14 protein-coding genes are annotated in these 17,990 nt (G+C 66.7%); 6 read left to right on the forward strand and 8 right to left on the reverse strand.

What is annotated here, in order from left to right; all coding sequences use genetic code 11:
- Nucleotides 1-186: 186 nt before the first annotated feature.
- The 3 genes from ACEN9G_RS18200 to ACEN9G_RS18210 are packed head-to-tail and all read left to right on the forward strand — an operon-like array spanning nucleotide 187 to nucleotide 3,323.
- Nucleotides 187-408 (forward strand): MerR family transcriptional regulator, encoded by a 222-nt coding sequence (locus tag ACEN9G_RS18200; RefSeq protein ID WP_413342582.1) that lies wholly within the window; start codon nucleotides 187-189, stop codon nucleotides 406-408.
- Nucleotides 380-1,732 (forward strand): RNA-guided endonuclease InsQ/TnpB family protein, encoded by a 1,353-nt coding sequence (locus ACEN9G_RS18205; RefSeq protein WP_495605443.1) that lies wholly within the window; start codon nucleotides 380-382, stop codon nucleotides 1,730-1,732. The genes ACEN9G_RS18200 and ACEN9G_RS18205 overlap by 29 nt, the downstream gene beginning before the upstream one ends.
- Nucleotides 1,733-1,739: 7 nt before the next feature.
- Nucleotides 1,740-3,323 carry a DUF4139 domain-containing protein gene (locus tag ACEN9G_RS18210; protein WP_483126823.1) on the forward strand — a complete coding sequence of 528 codons (1,584 nt, stop codon included), beginning with the start codon at nucleotides 1,740-1,742 and terminating at the stop codon, nucleotides 3,321-3,323.
- Here the strand turns inward: ACEN9G_RS18210 and ACEN9G_RS18215 are convergent, their stop codons facing one another.
- The 8 genes from ACEN9G_RS18215 to ACEN9G_RS18250 form a co-directional block, all read right to left on the reverse strand.
- Complete coding sequence (locus ACEN9G_RS18215; protein ID WP_483126824.1) at nucleotides 3,324-6,884, reverse strand: pectinesterase family protein; 3,561 nt, start codon at nucleotides 6,882-6,884, stop codon at nucleotides 3,324-3,326.
- A 25-nt stretch (nucleotides 6,885-6,909) separates the two neighbouring features.
- On the reverse strand, nucleotides 6,910-7,455 hold the full coding sequence (locus ACEN9G_RS18220) for a PEP-CTERM sorting domain-containing protein (protein ID WP_413342630.1): 546 nt from the start codon (nucleotides 7,453-7,455) through the stop codon (nucleotides 6,910-6,912).
- A 250-nt stretch (nucleotides 7,456-7,705) separates the two neighbouring features.
- On the reverse strand, nucleotides 7,706-9,940 hold the full coding sequence (locus tag ACEN9G_RS18225) for an NADP-dependent isocitrate dehydrogenase (protein ID WP_413342632.1): 2,235 nt from the start codon (nucleotides 9,938-9,940) through the stop codon (nucleotides 7,706-7,708).
- Between the two features lie 249 nt (nucleotides 9,941-10,189).
- Nucleotides 10,190-10,945, reverse strand: a complete 756-nt coding sequence (locus tag ACEN9G_RS18230) for a LytR/AlgR family response regulator transcription factor (protein ID WP_495605562.1) — start codon at nucleotides 10,943-10,945, stop codon at nucleotides 10,190-10,192.
- Nucleotides 10,946-11,007: 62 nt separating this feature from the next.
- On the reverse strand, nucleotides 11,008-12,117 hold the full coding sequence (locus tag ACEN9G_RS18235) for a sensor histidine kinase (protein WP_413344509.1): 1,110 nt from the start codon (nucleotides 12,115-12,117) through the stop codon (nucleotides 11,008-11,010).
- Nucleotides 12,118-12,145: 28 nt separating this feature from the next.
- On the reverse strand, nucleotides 12,146-12,433 hold the full coding sequence (locus ACEN9G_RS18240) for a hypothetical protein (RefSeq protein WP_483126825.1): 288 nt from the start codon (nucleotides 12,431-12,433) through the stop codon (nucleotides 12,146-12,148).
- Nucleotides 12,434-12,596: 163 nt separating this feature from the next.
- Nucleotides 12,597-12,782 (reverse strand): hypothetical protein, encoded by a 186-nt coding sequence (locus ACEN9G_RS18245; protein ID WP_413344506.1) that lies wholly within the window; start codon nucleotides 12,780-12,782, stop codon nucleotides 12,597-12,599.
- 134 nt (nucleotides 12,783-12,916) lie between these two features.
- On the reverse strand, nucleotides 12,917-13,570 hold the full coding sequence (locus ACEN9G_RS18250) for a TetR/AcrR family transcriptional regulator (protein ID WP_413344504.1): 654 nt from the start codon (nucleotides 13,568-13,570) through the stop codon (nucleotides 12,917-12,919).
- A 123-nt stretch (nucleotides 13,571-13,693) separates the two neighbouring features.
- Here ACEN9G_RS18250 and ACEN9G_RS18255 point away from each other — a divergent pair, with 123 nt between their 5' ends.
- From ACEN9G_RS18255 to ACEN9G_RS18265, 3 genes are read left to right on the forward strand one after another with little or no spacing between them, the layout of a single operon-like run.
- Entirely contained in the window at nucleotides 13,694-14,830 is a 1,137-nt protein-coding gene (locus tag ACEN9G_RS18255; RefSeq protein WP_440966655.1) for an HlyD family secretion protein, read from the forward strand.
- A gap of 13 nt (nucleotides 14,831-14,843) precedes the next feature.
- Entirely contained in the window at nucleotides 14,844-16,445 is a 1,602-nt protein-coding gene (locus ACEN9G_RS18260; protein WP_413345077.1) for a DHA2 family efflux MFS transporter permease subunit, read from the forward strand.
- Nucleotides 16,446-16,465: 20 nt separating this feature from the next.
- Nucleotides 16,466-17,932: an efflux transporter outer membrane subunit gene (locus ACEN9G_RS18265; RefSeq protein WP_483126826.1), complete on the forward strand. Its 1,467-nt coding sequence runs from the start codon at nucleotides 16,466-16,468 to the stop codon at nucleotides 17,930-17,932.
- Nucleotides 17,933-17,990: the final 58 nt, after the last annotated feature.

Raw genomic sequence — 17,990 nt, forward strand, 5'->3', positions numbered from 1 at the left:
GCGACTTGTCGCAAAAGAAATTGTACAACAACAACGTTGTCATAAGATGATAGTTGACATCGTTACATTTCGCGGCTTTTCCCACGGCGCCATTTGCTAAGCTCGGCGGGTTCAATCCCGAAAGAGTACGACTCTAGTCGAACTAAACATGAGTGAATGTGTCCAATCGTGATCATGGAAAACAGAATGCGCACGGGCGAGGCTGTCAAGCTGCTGGGAATCACGGTCAATTCGCTGCAGCGGTGCGAGCGCGAAGATCGGTTTGACCCGGCTGCCCGCACTACCAAAAACCGGCGCCGCTACGTGGATTGCTTCTCAAGCAGATTGCATGGCCTGCGCATCTTCTGCCGCCAGTTGCGCGCGACTCCGGAGAGCAGCCATGCTGCTGGCGCACCGGATCAGGATTGACGCGACAGCGGAGCAGCGCGACTATTTTGCACGCGCGGCCGGCACCGCCCGCCGGGTCTGGAACTGGGCGCTCGCCGAGTGGAACCGTCAGGCAGCCCGCGGCCTGCGGCCAAACGCGATGGCACTCAAGAAGGCGTTCAATCGCATCAAGTATTCGGATCCCGACTGGCTCGACGCCGACGGCAAGCCGTGGCTGCGTGCCCTCCACCGCGACGCGCACGCCCAACCGTTCGCCAACCTCGCGAAGGCGTGGAGCCGATATTTCGAGCAGCGCCGCGCCGGCCAACCGGCGCACGCGCCGCGCTTCAAGAAAAAGGGCCGTTCGGCCAACAGCTTCTACCTGGCGAACGACAAGTTCCGGCTCGAGGGATGCAGCGCCGTGCTGCCGAAAGTGGGCCGCGTCGCGCTGCGCGAAACGCTGCGCTGGGGCGGCAAGATCATGGGCGCGAGTGTCTCGCGCGAAGCCGATCACTGGTATTTGGCGGTTCAGGTCGACGTGCCGGACCACCTGGCCCGGCGGCGTCGCACAGGTGACGCCGTCACCGGCGTCGACCTGGGCGTGACCAGCGCGGCCACGCTGTCCAGTGGCGAGAAGATCGCGGCGCCACGGCCGTTGAAGGCGGCGCTGCGGCGCCTGCGCATCCGCTCGCGCCGGCAGTCGCGCAAGCTGGAGGCGGCCAAGGCCGCGGCCGGGATCGTCGGACGCATAGTCAAGGGCACGCGCCTGCCGGCATCGAAGAACCGGACCAAGGGCGCGCTGGCGCTGGCGCGGCTGCTGGCGCGCATCGCGCGCGTGCGCCGGGATTTCACGCATAAGCTCACGGCCCGGCTGTGCCGCGAAAATCAGGCGCTGGTGATCGAAGACCTGAACGTGCGCGGCATGCTTGCCAACGCGCGCCTGGCGCGCGCGATCGCCGATGTCGGCTTTTACGAATTCCGGCGCCAGCTGACGTACAAGTCGGGACGCTACGGTACGCACATCGTGCTGGCCAAGCGCTGGTACCCGTCCAGCAAACTGTGTTCGGCGTGCGGTACCCGCAACGGAGTGCTGGCGTTGGGCGACCGGGCGTGGACCTGCGCCGGTTGCGGCGCGCAGCACGACCGCGACGTGAACGCGGCCATCAACCTGCAACGGCTCGCCACCGGCGCCCTCGCGGCGCGCACGGCGCTACCCGAGGCGAGCCAGGCGGTAACACGTGGCACTGCCGCCCGCCGGGGGCCGGCGGGAGGCGGGGAAGTGACGCCTGTCAGGCACGAGCACGGTCAGCGAGACGGCTCGGGGCAGGAAGAGTATGCTGTGCACATTTGCACACGTAATCGATAGCAGCATCATGGAATTCAAGCAGGCATGGCCACTGGGGCTGGCATTCGCCCTCTCGTCCGTGGCAGCGGTAGAAGCCCCCATCCAGAGCGTCACCTTGTACCCCGGCAGCGCCACGGTGGAGCGCGTCGCGCAGGTGGCGGCCGGCGCGACGCAGGTCGAGATCACGGGCATGCCCGCCAACTTCGACAAGGACACCGTTCGGCTGCAGGCCGATGCCGGGATCCAGGTCGGGCAGGTCGTCACGCGCGACCAGGCGCGGGCCGACAGCCCGAGCGCGCGCGAGGCGGACCTGGAGGCGAAGGTGCAGGCGCTGCAGGACCTGGTCGCCGCGATCGATGCGGACATCAAGTCGGCCCAGATCGTGCAAGGCTATCTCGAGAAGCTGGGCACGGGCGGCGACAAGCCCGCGCCGGTCGATGCTAAGAGCCTGGCCGGCACGCTGGACGCGATCCGCAAGGGCGCCTTCGATGCGCTCGAGCGCGTGCGCAACGACGAGACGAAGAAGCGCGCGTTGACGAAGCAGCTCGACGCCGCCCAGCGCGAGCTCGCGCAGGCGCGCGCCGGCGCGCGTGCCGGCCGGACGATCACGGTGCAGGTGGCGGCCCGGCAGGGCGGAAAGATCGTGCTGACTTACCAGGTCGAGCGCGCGGGCTGGAAGCCGGCGTACCGCGCCGCGCTGGATTCGAGCGCGTCCACCATCGACCTGGAACGGATGGCGACCATTTCGCAAAAGACGGGCGAGGATTGGACCAATGTGAAGCTGCGCCTGTCGACCGGTCAGCCGAGCCTCGTCGTGGTCGCGCCCGATCCGATGCCGTGGCTGCTGGATTACCAGCCGCCCACCGAGAATATCGTCGCCCCCACCATTGCCATGTTCCGCGCCATGCCGGCACCGGCACCCGCGGCGCCACCGCCACCGCCCGCCGCCAAGGCGGACGATTACATCGCCCCCATCCTGGAATCGCAGGGGAATTTCACGACCGAGTTCGAGGTGCCGGCCCGCGTCACCCTGGCGTCGGACGGCCGCGAGATCGCCGTCAGCCTGTCGCGCCAGACCTTGAAGGCGGAGCAGCGCGTCCTGGTCGCGCCGCGGAGCGGCAATGACGCGGCGGTCCTGACGGCGCAGGCGGCGCGGCCCGACGGCGTCTGGCTGCCCGGCCAGGTACAACTGCAGCGCGACGGCACCTATGTCGGCGCGCTGCGCTGGGACCCGCAGGCGGGCGAGCGCTTCCGGCTGGCGTTCGGGCGCGACCCGCTCGTGCGCGTGAAGGTCGAGGACCGCGGCCGCAAGTCGGGCCAGACGGGCTTCTTCAACGGCGCCAACCAGCGCCGCATCGCGCAGACGTATGTCGTGACGAGCACCCATCGCCAGCCGATCGACGTGCTGGTGCTCGAACCGACGCCCGTCAGCGAATCGGACAAGGTGACCGTCAAGACGGCCCTGCGTCCGGAACCGGACGTCCGCGACTGGGAGCGGCGGCGCGGACTGGTCGGCTGGACGCGAACGCTGAAGCCGAACGACACGGCCAGGTTCGACGTCGACTACGTCATCGATTATCCGAAAGAGGGCTACGTGCAGGGCTTGCCCTGATCACGGCTGCGGGTTCCACCCCGCGCCGCCGCCGTAGGCCGCAAAGACCCTGGCGCGCGTCGCGAAACGGTTCGCCACGTCCGCATCGGACAGCACGTAGCCGCCCACGCGCGTGCGCAGGTCGAGCGGCGTGCCGGCCAGCGTCGTGCTGCCGTACTCGCGCCAGCCCGCGTCCGCGCTCGCCACGGCCGGATTCGGCGCCGGCTGGTTATTGACACCCTGGCCCGCCCAGCCGGCCGGCGCCACGTGGGCATCCATCCGGCAGTTCACGAACGCGACGTTGTCCCACGTGTTCGTCGTGCCGGGGCTGCGCGCCAGATACGTCGCGCCGGCCGGCACGTCGCCGTGGTTTGGGCCGGGACCGGGGCCGTGCGTCAGCGCGCTGTTCAGGAAGACGTAGCCGATGTCCGTCGCCACGGGCACGCGCGCCTGCAGCACGTAGCCGCCGCTCGATGCGTTGGCGCTGTCGCCCACGCTGCGGATCTCGCTGTTCTCGAACAGGGCCGCGTGGCTGCCGCCCCAGATGAAGTCGACGTTGCCCGCGACGAGGGTGTCGTAGAACCACGCCCAGCCCTTCAGGTTCAGCGTGTCCTGCTCGCTCGTGAAGTTCGCGTGCTTCGCGACGAGACGCGTGTCGCTGTTGAAGTACAGCGTCTCCGCCTGGCCCGAGATCGAGGCCGAACGGAGCGTCGTGTTGTCGATCGTGAGCGTGTCGAGCACCAGCATGTCCGCGTTCTCGACCAGCATCACGGCGCGTCCGCCCGCCGGCGAACCGGCCACCGTCGGCGACTGGCTCGACCCGGTGCCCGGGTTCAGCGTCTCGTTGTTCGTGTAGCGGATCACGACGCCGTCGCGGCTCTCTCCCTTCAGCGTGACGTTGTTCTTGCCGTTCAGGTACAGCAGCTCGTCGTAGGTGCCGTTCTTCACGGCGATCGTCACCGGCGCCGTCTTCGCGAAGTTCTGCATCGCGTAGTTCAGCGCGCCCTGCACGGTGCGGAAATCGGCGCTGCCGTCGTCGTCGACGGTGACCGTGCTGGCGGTCGGCGCCGCTGCCTTCGTCGTGAACGACCAGCCACCGAGCTTGCCGATGCCGACGAACGGCAGGCCGCCCAGCGTGGTATTCGTGAACACGCCGTCGGCAATCGCGACATAGTATTCGGTGCCCCAGGCGAGCTTGCCCGAGTGCGGCGCGATGCGCACCGTGTTGCCGTCGATGCGGATCGGCGCCGTGTTCACGCGCCGCACGAGCGCCTGGCCGGGGTAGCCGAGGGCATCCGTTTCGCGGCTCGTGCGGATCACGTCGACCAGGGCATCGTCGGCCTTGCGGAAGATGCGGATGCTGCCGTTGGCGCCCAGCGTGGGCGGGCTGTCGAACGTCAGTGTCAACACCGTGTCGACGTTGACGGCGCCCGCCTGCGCGGCCGGGCTGCTGGCGCCCTGCAGCGGATACGTCTGGGTCGGCTGGACGAATTGGGCGCCGATGGTCGCCGCGATCGTGCGCGTGAGGCCCGGTTCGGAGCCGCTCGTGAACACGATGCTGGCGGTGCCGGCGGACAGCGGCGTCAGGGTGACCGTGTTGCCGTTCATGCTCGCGCTGACCACGGCCGGATTGCTGGACGCGACGGTAAAACTGTCGGCCGTGCCGTCCGCCGTGACGGCGGTGACGGCGACATTCAAAGGCGCGTCGCCCGCTTCGGCCGTGTAAGTCGTCGCGGCCGGATCGAGCGTCAGCTGCACGGGTTTCTGGCGCGGGTCGCCCACGCGCACGTCGTCGACCTGGAACGATTTATTGGCCGTGTACAGCCCGATCAGGCCGCGCTGCGCGAACGACGCGTCGGTCACGCTGCCGAGGTTTTTCCCGTCCAGGTAGACGGTGAGCGTGGTGCCGATCATTTCGAAGCGGACCGTGTAGAACTGGGCATCCATCGCGATCGGCATCTTGACCTGTTTCGGGCGGCTGAGTGTCCCGTTCAGCATGCGCGCGATCTCGACCTGGGTGCTCGTCGTGCTGTTCTGGACGTTCAGGCCCGCGCCATACCAGTTGGCCGCATCGACGTAGCGCGCGACGAGGTACAGCTGCTTGTTGCCGGTCGTGCCGTTGGCCATCGGGCGGATGCGCGCTTCCACGTAATAGTCGTTCGATGGTACGCCGCCGAACGCGTCCGGCTTCACGAGCGCGAGCACGCCGCCCGTCGTCGCGGCCGTGTACTGCAGCACCTTGCTGGCGCTGCCCGCCGCTTCTTCCGTCACGCCGAACGTGCCGTTCGGACCGGAGGTCGGAGTCGATAAGGGCAGCAAATTCCACCTGGCCGTGCTGCCGGACTGGAAATCGTCGCAGAAGTACAGGCCGGTGGCGGGGCAGTTCAGCGTGGGCCCCGTGTCGACGGTGGTTTTACCTGTGCCGGTGATTGCCGTCGCCAGCTTGCCGCCGCCCGCCTGCGCCAGCGCGTTCGCCTTCACGAGGGCGGCCGGGCGCGGCGTGTAGGCGTAAGGCGGCGTCCACGTCGTCGCGCTGGACACGGCGCATGCACCCAGCGCCGCGCCGTTCAGCAGCGAGCCGGTGTCCTTGAAGGTGCCGGCCGTGGCGTCGCCCGGATTCCTCACCACGCTGTCGCAGCCGCTCGCGCCCGCGATCTCGAACACGTTCGCGTTCGACAGGATCTTCGCATTCGCGCCGGGGCCCACGCTGTAGCTGTTCTTGTACACGTCGGCCGTCTTGCTGCCCACGTAGTAGTTGTTGAAGAGGTGGACCTGGCCGAAGCGCACGCGCGGCGCGCGCGACTGGATCGCGCGGAACACGTTGTTGCTGAAGGTGACGCGCAGCTTGCCTTCGTCCGCCGTGGCGGTAGGACTGGAGCCGACCAGGTTGTTCTTGTCGTGTTCACCGAACACGTTGTACGACACCGTCACGTAGTCGGACGCGTTGGTGATGTCGACGGCGCCATCGTGGCACTGCTTCACGTGGCCGTTCTCGATCGGCAGGAAGTTGTCCGTGACCGGCGCGTCGGTGAACGAGTTGTGGTCGATCCAGATATGGTCCGAGCCGGAGATGCCGATCGCGTCGTAGGCCGCGTTCCAGTTGCCAGTCGATCCGTCCGTCGGGTCCCACACGGGGCCGACGTCGCACGGGTTCTGGATCTTGAGGTTGCGGATGATGATCTGGCTGACGTTCGACAGGATGATGTGGCCGTTGACGAGGCCCGAACTCGCGCCGTCGCCGATCAGGGTCGTGTTGTTCTTGAGGCGGATCGCGCCGCGCGCCGACTGGTCGGCGGTGCTCGTGTACGGCTTCCCATCGGTCATGTCGACGAGGCCGGACAGCTTGATGATCTTGGGCGTTGTGCCGCCGTTGGCGATGGCCGCGAGCAGCTGCGCGCGGTTCGCCACGGTGTAGATCTGGTCGGTGGTGGCGTTGGCGCCGGCGATGGTGCCGCCGCCCTGGCTCGCCCAGCCGTCGGGCGGCGCGGTGGCGCGGGCCGGATCCGTGGCGGCAGTGGCGCCATTGACGGTAAGGCAGAGCGCGGCCAGCGCGAGCGCCGCCCCGATACGTGCGTATCTCATGGATGTCTCCTTGGCAGACGGTGGCTCAGGCGCGGCGGCGGCTGAATGCGAGACCGGCGGCGCCGGCCAGCAGCAGGGCAGGAACCGCGGGTTCGGGGACGTCCGCGGCACCGATCCGCGCCGTGATCGAACCGTAGTCGCCATGCCACGCGAGCCCGCCCAGGTCGACGGCGATGGTGTGGCCGTCGACGACACTCAAACCGGGCACGCCGTCGGCCGCGCCGCCGTCCAGCAGCGTGAAGCTCGCGATGGCGGCGGGAAGCGTCGCGCCGAAGTCGAAGGTCAGCTTGTAGTCGCCGGCGGGGACGGGCATGTTCTCGTAGATCGTGAGCATGCCGTCCTTGGCGAAATCGAAGCCGAACAGGAAGTCGGCCGTGAGGAATTCGACGCCGCTGTCGGTCGGGTCGAGCGTGCTGGTGTTGCTGCCGGGTTCCTGGGCGAACAGGTGGTCGAGTCCGAGGACGTCGGCCGCGCTGCCGTTGTAGGTGGCGGTGATGCGGGCGTCTTGCAGGGAAAGCGGTGCTGCCTGTGCCTGGCCGCTGGCAAGGGCTGCCAGGACCAGGGTCTCCAAGATTGTAGTCGTCGTTTTCATTGTTATTCCCGATTGATTGCCAATAAGCCATGGAGGCGCCTGGCCGGATGCGGTCCGCCAGGTCGGGAAATGTTAGCACGGGGACATCTAAATTGGTCGGGCCAGTTTAAATATTTTTAGACCAGAACAGAAATTGGCTTGACCAATTAAAAACCCGGAAAAAACAAAACCCCGGCCCGCATGAAGCGGAGCCGGGGTTTTCGAAAGGACTACCGAGAGCGGAACGCTATCAGGCGCCGACGCTTTCCAGTGCCTTGTTGAACGTGGCGCTCGGACGCATCACGGCCTTGACCTTGGCATTGTCCGGCTTGTAGTAGCCGCCGATGTCGACCGGCTTGCCCTGGATCTCGATCAGTTCCGCGACGATCTTCTGCTCGTTCTCGGCCAGTTGCTTGGCGAGCGGCGCGAAGTAGGCGGCCAGTTCGGCGTCTTCCGTTTGCGCGGCCAGTTCCTGGGCCCAGAACATCGACAGGTAGAACTGGCTGCCGCGGTTGTCGAGTTCACCGGTCTTCGGCGACGGCGACTTGCGGTTGTCCAGCAGCTTGCCGGTGGCGGCGTCCAGCGTCTTGGCCAGCAGCTTGGCTTTCGCGTTGCCGGTCTTCAGGCCCAGGTCTTCGAGGCTGACGGCCAGCGCGAGGAATTCGCCCAGCGAGTCCCAGCGCAGGTGGTTTTCCTCGGTCAGCTGCTGCACGTGCTTCGGTGCCGAACCGCCGGCGCCCGTCTCGTACATGCCGCCGCCGGCCATCAGCGGGACGATCGACAGCATCTTGGCGCTGGTGCCCAGTTCCAGGATCGGGAACAGGTCGGTCAGGTAGTCGCGCAGGATGTTGCCGGTCACCGAGATGGTGTCCAGGCCGCGGAAGGCACGCTCCAGCGTGAAGCGCATCGCACGCACCTGCGACATGATCTGGATGTCCAGGCCTTCCGTGTCGTGATCCTTCAGGTACGTCTTGACCTTCTTGATCAGTTCATTTTCGTGCGGACGGTACGGATCGAGCCAGAACACGGCCGGCATGCCCGAGTTGCGGGCGCGGGTGACGGCCAGCTTGACCCAGTCGCGGATCGGTGCGTCCTTCACCTGGCACATGCGCCAGATGTCGCCCTTCTCGACGTTCTGCGACAGCAGCACTTCGCCCGTTGCCAGGTCGGTGATGTTGGCGACGCCGTCTTCCTGCACTTCGAAGGTCTTGTCGTGCGAGCCGTATTCCTCGGCCTGCTGGGCCATCAGGCCGACGTTCGGGACGGTGCCCATCGTGCGCGGGTCGAAGGCGCCATGCCATTTGCAGAAGTTGATGATCTCCTGGTAGATGCGGGCGAACGTCGATTCCGGGATCACGGCCTTGACTTCCTTCAGGCGGCCGTCGGCGCCGTACATCTTGCCGCCGGCGCGGATCATTGCCGGCATCGATGCGTCGACGATCACGTCGTTCGGCGAGTGGAAGTTGGTGATGCCCTTGGCCGAGTCGACCATCGCCAGCGCCGGGCGGTGTTCCTGGCAGGCGTGGATGTCGCGGATGATTTCTTCGCGCTGCGAATCCGGCAGCTTGGCGATCTTGTTGTACAGGTCGGCCATGCCGTTGTTGACGTTCACGCCCAGTGCCGCCAGCGTCTCGCCGTGCTTCTCGAAGGCTTCCTTGTAGAAGGTGCGGACCGCGTGGCCGAACACGATCGGGTGCGAGACCTTCATCATGGTCGCCTTCACGTGCAGCGAGAACATCACGCCGGTCTTGTGCGCGTCTTCGATCTGCTGTTCATAGAACTCGAGCAGGGCCTTGCGGCTCATGAACATCGAGTCGATGATCTCGCCGTCCAGCAGGGAGACCTTCGGTTTCAGCACGACGGTCTCGCCGCTCCTGGTGATCAGTTCCATCTTGACGTCGCGCGCGCGGTCGAGCGTCATCGACTTTTCGCCGTGGTAGAAGTCGCCGTGGGTCATGTGCGACACGTGCGTGCGCGATGCCTGCGACCATTCGCCCATCGAGTGCGGGTTCTTGCGGGCGTATTCCTTGACGGCCTTCGGCGCGCGGCGGTCCGAGTTACCTTCGCGCAGGACCGGGTTCACGGACGAGCCGATGCACTTGCCGTAGCGGGCCTTGATCTCTTTTTCTTCGTCCGTCTTCGGATCGGCCGGGTAGTCCGGGAGGTTGTAGCCCTTGCCCTGCAGTTCCTTGATGGCTGCCTGCAGCTGGCCCACCGATGCCGAGATGTTCGGCAGCTTGATGATGTTGGCGTCCGGTTGCAGCGTCTTCTTGCCGAGTTCCGACAGCGTGTCCGGCACGCGCTGGTCCGGCGACAGGCGGTCGGCGAAGACCGCGAGGATACGCGCCGCGACGGAGATGTCGCTCTCTTCGATGCGGATGCCGGCGGGTTTGGCAAACGTCTCGACGACGGGCAGGAAGGCGTGGGTGGCCAGCAGGGGCGCCTCGTCGGTTAGGGTATAGATGATGGTCTGATCACTGCTCATACGCTGGTTCCTCGATGTGCGGGAGGGTTTGGAGTTCTAATACTAAAAAAACATCGGCTGTCCGGGCCACGCGCCAATGGTGGTGAACAGATCGAGGATCATACTCCGTCAAACATCGATCCGGCGGCCACAAACGTCGTATGTTGCCTTACGACTAAGTCTTATATAAGACATAGGACAGCCGCTATTATGCACGACCTTTTCGCAAAGGCGAAGCAGATCGTGAAAGGCCTTTTCGTAATGCGGGATTTACATCTGGCGGAACAGGTCGGCGTAGTTGCGGCTGACGACCAGTTGTTCGTCGCGGCCCTTCAGTTTCACCAGCAGCCGGCCGCGGAAGTCGGTGCGCGTGCCGGCCACGTGGCGCGCCGCGACGATCACGCCGCGGTGGATCTGCCAGAACTGCTGCGGGTCGAGCTGGTCGCGCAGCTGGCGCATCGGCGTGCGGATCAGGTGCTCGCCGTCGGCCACGAACACGCTCGTGTACTTGTCGTTGCTCTGGAAGTAAATGACTTCGTCGATGGCGATCAGCCGCGTTTCCTGGCCCTGCGCGGCGCGGATCCACTGCAGCGGCGCGGCCGGCGCGGGCGCGGCGGCGGGCGTGGGGGGCGCCATGCCGAGCTGGCGCAGCAGGCCGGCCAGCATGTCGGCCGATGGCGCCGCCGGTGCGGGGGCGGACAGCGTTTCCTTCAGGCGCAGGGCGGTGCGCTGCAGCCGCTCCAGGCGGATGGGTTTCAATAAATAATCGAACGCGGCGTGCTCGAAGGCCTGCAGCGCATACGCCTCGTGCGCGGTCGTGAACACGACGCGCGGCGCATTCTTCTCATCGACGAGGCGGGCCGCGAGATCGAGGCCGTTCAGGCCGGGCATCTGGATGTCGAGGAACAGGATGTCGGGCGCCAGCTCGTCCACGAGGCGCAGCGCTTCGATGCCGTTGCCGGCGCGGCCGATGATGCGCAGTTCCGGCCATGCGATCGCCAGTTGTTCTTCGAGATAGGCCAGCAGGTGCGGTTCGTCGTCGGCAAGCAGGGCGCGGATGGGGGCGATGATGGCACCTCGGTAAAACGTTATGCAGGCAGGATCAGACGCGAGGTGACGCCTCCGTCTTGATTTTCGAGCAATTGTACTTGAGCAAGATTCCCGTGCAAGGTGCGCAGGCGCTCGCGCAAATTCGACAGGCCCACGCCGCCGCCCGGGCGGGGCGCTGCCGCCGTCAAGCCCGCCCCGTCGTCGGCCACTTCCACGCACCAACCCGCATCCGTCCGGCGCGCCCGCACGACGATCGTGCCGCCATCCACCTTCGGCTCGATGCCGTGCATGACGGCGTTTTCCACCAGCGGCTGGATCAGCATGGGCGCGATGGCGGCGCCGCGGCAGGCGTCGTCCACGTCGATGCGGTAGCGCAGCCGGGCGCCCATGCGCACCGTCAGCAGGTCGAGATAGGCGCGCGCGAGGTCGATCTCGGCACCCAGGGTGGCGTGCTCCGCGCGGCTGGCCGACAGGCTCGCGCGCAGGAAATCGATCAGGCGCTCGAGCATGTGGCGGGCCCGGACCGGATCGGAACCGATCAGGCTCACGACGTTGGCCAGCGTGTTGTACAGGAAGTGCGGTTCGATCTGGGCCTGCAGGGTGCGCAACTGCGCTTCCGCGAGCAGGCGCGCGGCCTCGGCGATTTGCTCCTGCTGGCGCGCCGCCTCGATCTCGCGCGCGACGCGGCGCTCGCCGGCCGTGAGCACGCCGGCCATCAGCAGCGCGACCACGATGGCGCCCGGCAGGTAGCGCGCCATCAGGCCCGTGTGCAGCAGCGCGTCGAAGGTGCTGCGTCCACCGAGCACGGCGTCCGTGACGGCCAGGCCGAGCAGGGCGCAACACGCCGTCAGCAGCACCCTGGCGATCCGCATCGCCGTGCTGTTCCGTCCGGGTGCGATGCGGCGCAGCAGGTGCACCACGCCGTGGATGAGGAAGCCGATCACGTTCGACGCGAACAGCATTTCCGTCAGCAGCGTGGCGACCGGCGCGCGGCTGCCGAACAGCAGGGCCACGCACGTCAGCGCGACGCCGATGATGCCGTTCCACACGAACGTGTAGACGAGGTTGCGCAGCGGCGAAGGGCGCCAGCGCCGGAAGGGCGCGAACGATTCCAGCGGGTGCATCGAGGGCGTGGCGGGTGTGGTCATGGTGTTCCTGTCTCAAGCAGCCAGAAAGTTACCATGGAAGCAATGCGGCGTGCGATAAGGCAGCCGGGCCAGCGCCACCGGCCCCTCGGCCACGCGCGTCGTGGAACACGAGCGTCGTGCCGGCCTTGTCGGCCTTCGCCTGCTCCGCGCGGACCGGGTGCTTGAGGAAGGCGTCCGCGTTGTCGTACAGGGCGGCCATGACCTGGCCCGACGTCGACTTGACGTTGTCGACGTGGACGACGAGATCGGCGGCGGTTGCGAGCGGGGTGGTGAAAGCCTGGGCAAGGAGGGCGGTGCGGATCATCGGAGGCTCCATCTGTGTCGTTGTGATGGAGGCAATGTATCCGGGGGCGTTATCGCGATGGGCGCGATGCGACGAGATGCAGTAGAGCGGTGTGAAATGCGGTGGCGTGGCGTGAAATGGAGGGTGGGGCATTTCAAGCCAGGGGCTTGAAATGCGAGCCCACCATGCGTTCAACTCAACTGTAAGCAGTCCAGGCCTGCGGAATCTCGATACTGCCGCTCTGTGCGGCATCCGCATACGCGCGCATCTCGGTGACGACGGCCTCGAGTTGCTCATTGCTCGGGTTGGCGAGGAAGCCCTTCATGCGCTCGTGCAGCGCGGCCTGCTGGTCGCGCCATTCATAACGGGACGACTTGCTCATGCACCCTCCTTGCGGCGAACTGCCGTCTTGCTATTTGTATTGTTGTTCATGACATCCTCCTTCAAAGACCACAGGCTACTTGTTCCCACCGATTAGGTCGGTGCGATGACGCACATTGTCTTTGCTAAAAGGAATTAAGTTCTTGGCGGCAGGATGCTGTAATAAAACAATTCGAGCCGGCCTTCGAGGTCGCGCTTCGCCTTTTCCTGGTCGACGACGTGCTGCGGGCGCATGAGGTTCATGAACATTTCGCCCGTGATGGTGCTCATCAGGTGGCAGGGCAACAGGTCGAGCGGCAGGCCGGGACGCAGTTGGGCGCGGATGTCCGGGCGGGCGAAGAAGCGGGCCAGCATCTCGCGCGTCATGCGCGGGCCGCTGTTCCAGAATGCCTCGGCCAGTTCCGGATTCGTCGGCGCCTCGGCCAGCACGATGCGCTGCAGGTCGATCGCTTCCTGCGACGTGATCAGTGCGTACATCTGGTGCGCGAAGTCGTCGATGATGTCGCGCAGCGGACGGGTATCCGTCTCCATCGGCTGGCTGCGGAAGAAGCGGTGGCGCTTGGCGGCCAGCACGGCGGCCAGCAGGCCTTCCTTGCCGCCGAATTTCACATAGATCGTGCGCACCGCGACGTGCGCCGCGCGGGCGATCGATTCGAGGCTCGTCTTCGTATAGCCATTCTTGAGAAACAGGGTGCCCGCGATATGCAGCAACTCCTGCGTGCGCGCCTCGACGTCGGCGGCCTTGGGCCGGCCCGCGCCCTTGCCGGGGCATTCGGATGCGTCATGCATATGTTTGTCCATGGGCTCCATGCTAGTGGAATCTCTAATGAAATGCAACCGTTTCATTTCTTGACTTTGGCAAAAACTTGTCGAATAATGCGATGGACTAATTTCATTTCTTTCGGAGCTAACATGCCTGATACGCAAACCACGGTCGACCACAAGCCGGCCGCAGCCGTCCCACCGGCACCGGCCAACGCCGCCAAGGGGCCTCCGAAGCGCGTGCTGATCGTGGTGGGCCTGATCGCCGCCGCCGCGCTGGCCGCCGGCGGCCGCATGTGGTACCGCAGCCATAACTTCGTCGAGACCGAAAATGCCTACGTCACGGGCCACGTGCACCCGGTGTCGTCGCGCATCCCGGGCGTCGTGACCAAGGTGCTGTTCGAGGATAACCAGGTCATCAAGGCCGGCGACGTGCTGGCCGAGCTGGACCCGGCCGACCAGGGCGTGAAGGTCGAGCAGATCCAGGCCCAGATCGCCAGCGTGCAGCAGCAGATCGTGCAGGCCGACGCCGCCATCCAGCAGGCCAGGGCGCAGGCCTCGGCCGCCCGGGCGCAGGTCGTGCAGGCCCAGGCCAACCTCGTGCGCGCCAAACAGGACGCCGAGCGCTACGGCCAGCTGTACAACACGCAGATGAAGGCCGTCTCGAAAGCCGAAGTCGATGCCGCCACGGCCGCCCGCGCGGGCGCCACGGCCGACGTCACGGCCCGCCGCGACAACGCCAGCGCCGCCCAGGCCCAGATCGCCGCCGCCACGTCGGCCCGTGGCGTGCTCGAGGCGCAGGTGAAAGTGCTGGAGGCGCAGCTGAAGGACGCCCGGCAGCAGCTCGGCTACAACCGCATCGTGTCGCCGGTGTCCGGCCGCGTCGGCAAGCGCAGCGTGGAAGTCGGCGCGCGCGTGCAGCCGGGCCAGCAGCTGGCCGCCATCGTGCAGGACGACGTGTGGGTCGTCGCCAACTTCAAGGAAACGCAGCTGCCGGGCATCGTGCCGGGCCAGCAGGTCAGCATCGAAGTGGACGCGCTGCCGAAGCACGAACTGGTCGGCCGCGTGGACAGCTTCGCGCCGGCGTCGGGCAACCAGTTCGCGCTGCTGCCGGCCGATAACGCGACCGGCAACTTCACCAAGATCGTCCAGCGCGTGCCCGTGAAGATCACGTTCGCACCGGAAGACCTCAAGAAGTACGCGGGCCGCCTCGTGCCGGGCATGTCGACTGTCGTCGAGATCGACCTGCGCCAAAAGGCAACCCAACAGCAAGCTGCCGCCAAATAACTGAGGAACCGTGATGTCCACGACGATCACCAAGCCGATCGCACCACACGCTCCGCCGGCCAATGGCGCGCACATCGACGCGCGCACCTGGATCGCGGTGCTGGCCGGCATGCTCGGCGCCTTCATGGCGGTGCTCGACATCCAGATCACCAACTCTTCGCTGCGCGACATCCTCGGTACGCTGTCGGCCACGCAGGAAGAGGGCTCGTGGATCTCGACCGCCTACCTGTGCGCCGAGATCGTGGTGATCCCGATGACGGCGCTGTTCGTGCGCGCCCTCGGCCAGCGCCGCTACCTGATGCTCACGACGGCGCTGTTCCTCGTGTTCTCCACGCTGTGCGGCGCGGCCTGGAGCCTGTCCAGCATGATCGTGTTCCGCATGATGCAGGGCTTCACGGGCGGCGCGCTGATCCCGATGGCGATGACCCTCGTGATGACGCGCCTGCCCCCGGCCAAGCGCGCGGTCGGCATGGCGATGTTCGGCCTGACCGCCACCCTGGCGCCCGCGATGGGCCCGACCCTGGGCGGCTACCTGACCGAGTTGTACGGCTGGCCGTCGATCTTCTACATCAACTGGGTGCCGGGCGTGCTCCTGATCGCCGGCATGTACTGGGGCATCGACCGCGAGCCCATGGACCTCAAGGCGCTGGTCAAGGCCGACTGGCTCGGCATCGCGTTCATGGCGACGGGGCTCGCGAGCCTGACGATCTTCCTGGAAGAGGGCAATTCGAAGGACTGGTTCGAGTCCGGCTTCATCATCACGTTCGCGTCGCTGGCGCTGGTCGGTATCCTCGGCTGGATCGTGATCGGCTTTTCGCGGCCGGAGCCGTTCGTCAACCTGCGCCTGTACGGCCAGCGCAACTTCCTCGTCGCGACGGTGCTGTCGGCCGTCATCGGCATGGGCCTGTACGGCTCGTCGTTCCTGCTGCCGCTGTTCCTGGGGCAGATCGCGGGCTACTCGCCGATGCAGATCGGTGAAGTGATCGCGTGGGTCGGCCTGCCGCAGCTGTTCGTGATGCCATTCGTGGCGCGCCTGTCGCAGAAGATCGACAACCGCATCCTGTGCTCGTTCGGCCTCGGCCTGTTCGGCGTGTCGTGCCTGATGAACGCGTACATGGATGCGAGCACGGGCTACGACCAGCTGATGCTGTCGCAGATCATCCGCGCGCTGGGCCAGCCGTTCGTGATGCTGACGCTGTCGAACTTCGCCATGGCCGGCATCCCGCCGAAGGACATGACGTCGGCATCGAGCCTGTTCAACATGACCCGCAACCTGGGCGGTTCGGTCGGCATCGCCCTGCTGGCAACGGCCCTGACGAACCGCGAGCACTTCCACTCGGAGCGCCTGGGCGAGTCGGTCTCGCTCGTAGCCGCCGCCACGCAGGCCCGCCTCGACGCGCTGACGCAATCGTTCCTCGCCAAGGGCTTCGACCCGGCGACGGCGGCCCAGCAGGCCATCGGCGCCATCGACCGCATCGTGCGGCGCGAGTCGTTCGTGATGGCCTACAACGACGGCTTCTTCATCGTCGGCATGATCCTGCTCGTGGCGATCATTCCGCTGTGGTTCTCGGACAAGCTCAAGTCGCCCAGCGGCGGCGGTGGCGGTGGCCACTGAACCAGATAAATGGATAAAGTATGAAAACTGTTTATATCAAATCTGCCGCCGCCCTGGCCGCTGCATTGACCGTCCCTGCGCTGTTGTCCGCCTGCGGCACCGTCGGCAAGGATTTCGTCGCGCCGACGAGCATCGATACGCCGGCCTTCCGCCACGCCGCGGCCGAACCTTCGGACCGGGCGGCACGCCTGCCGGCCGCATGGTGGACCGTGTTCGGCGACAAGGAGCTGGACCAGCTGGAACAACGCGCCCTGCGCGACAACCCGAACGTGCGCGCCGCCGCGCAGCGCCTCGTGCAGGCGCAGGCGCAGCTGGGCGTGACGCGCGCCAGCCAGTTGCCCACCGTCGGCGTCTCCGCCGGCGTGTCGAACTCGCGCACGTCGGCCGAAACGCCGATGGGCGTGACGTTCGGCGGCCGTTCGATCAAGGGCAACGAATTCAGCGTCGGCGCCAATTTCTCGTACGAGCTGGATCTGTGGGGCCGCGTGCGCCGCGCCGTGGAAGCGGCCGACGCCCAGGCGCTCGCCGCGCAGGACGACCGCGACGGCGTCATGCTGATGCTGTCCGGCCAGGTCGCGACGACGTACTGGCAGCTGCGCGGCCTCGATGCCGATATCGCCATCCTGAACGATGCGCTGGCCACGCGCCGCGAATCGCAGCAGCTGATCGAGGCGCGCTTCAACGCTGGCCTGTCCAATGAACTGGACGTCTCGCGCACCCGCATCGAGCGCGCCAACGCCGAGGCGGACATCCAGGAAGCCCAGCGCCAGCGCAACACGCTGGAACACGCGCTGGCCGTGCTCGTCGGTGCGTCGCCGAGCGAGCCTGTCGTGGCCCCGGCCGCGGGCACCGCGCTGCCGCAACCGCCCGCGATCCCGGTCGGCCTGCCGGCGAGCCTGCTGGGCCAGCGTCCGGACCTCGCCGCGAGCGTCGCCACCCTGAAGGCGTTCAATGCGCAGGTGGGCGTGGCGGAAGGCGCGTACTATCCGAGCCTGTCGCTGACCGGGAATTTCGGCTATGCGTCCGAGACGCTGAGCAACCTCGCCAAGGGCAGCGCGCGCCAGTTCTCGTTCGGACCGCTCGCGCTGTCGCTGCCGGTGTTCGAGGGCGGCCGCATCGAGGCCAACGTGAAGCTGGCCAAGGCGCGCTACGACGAAGCCGTCGCGAACCACGAAGGCCGCCTGCTGACGGCGCTGCGCGAAGTGGAGGATGCACTGTCGGACGTGCAGCAGCGCCAGAAGCAGGGCGACGTGCAGGTGCAGGCGCAGCAGGCCGCCGTGCGCGCCGTGCAGGTGGCGCAGGCGCGCTTCGACCGCGGCGTGTCGACGTATCTCGACGTCACCGATGCGCAGCGTTCCGCGCTGGCCGCCGACCGCGCGGCTGCGCAGATCCGTACGCAGCGGCTGCTGGCGGCGGTGTCCGTCGCGCGTGCGCTGGGCGGCGGATGGCAGCAGGGTAAAGCGGAAGCGACCGTCGCATCACGCTGATCGTTCAACGGGGGCCCGAAGAGGATTACAATCTCAGGATTGTCAACCTCACAAGGGA

Source organism: Massilia sp. Masssp94 (assembly GCF_059491305.1).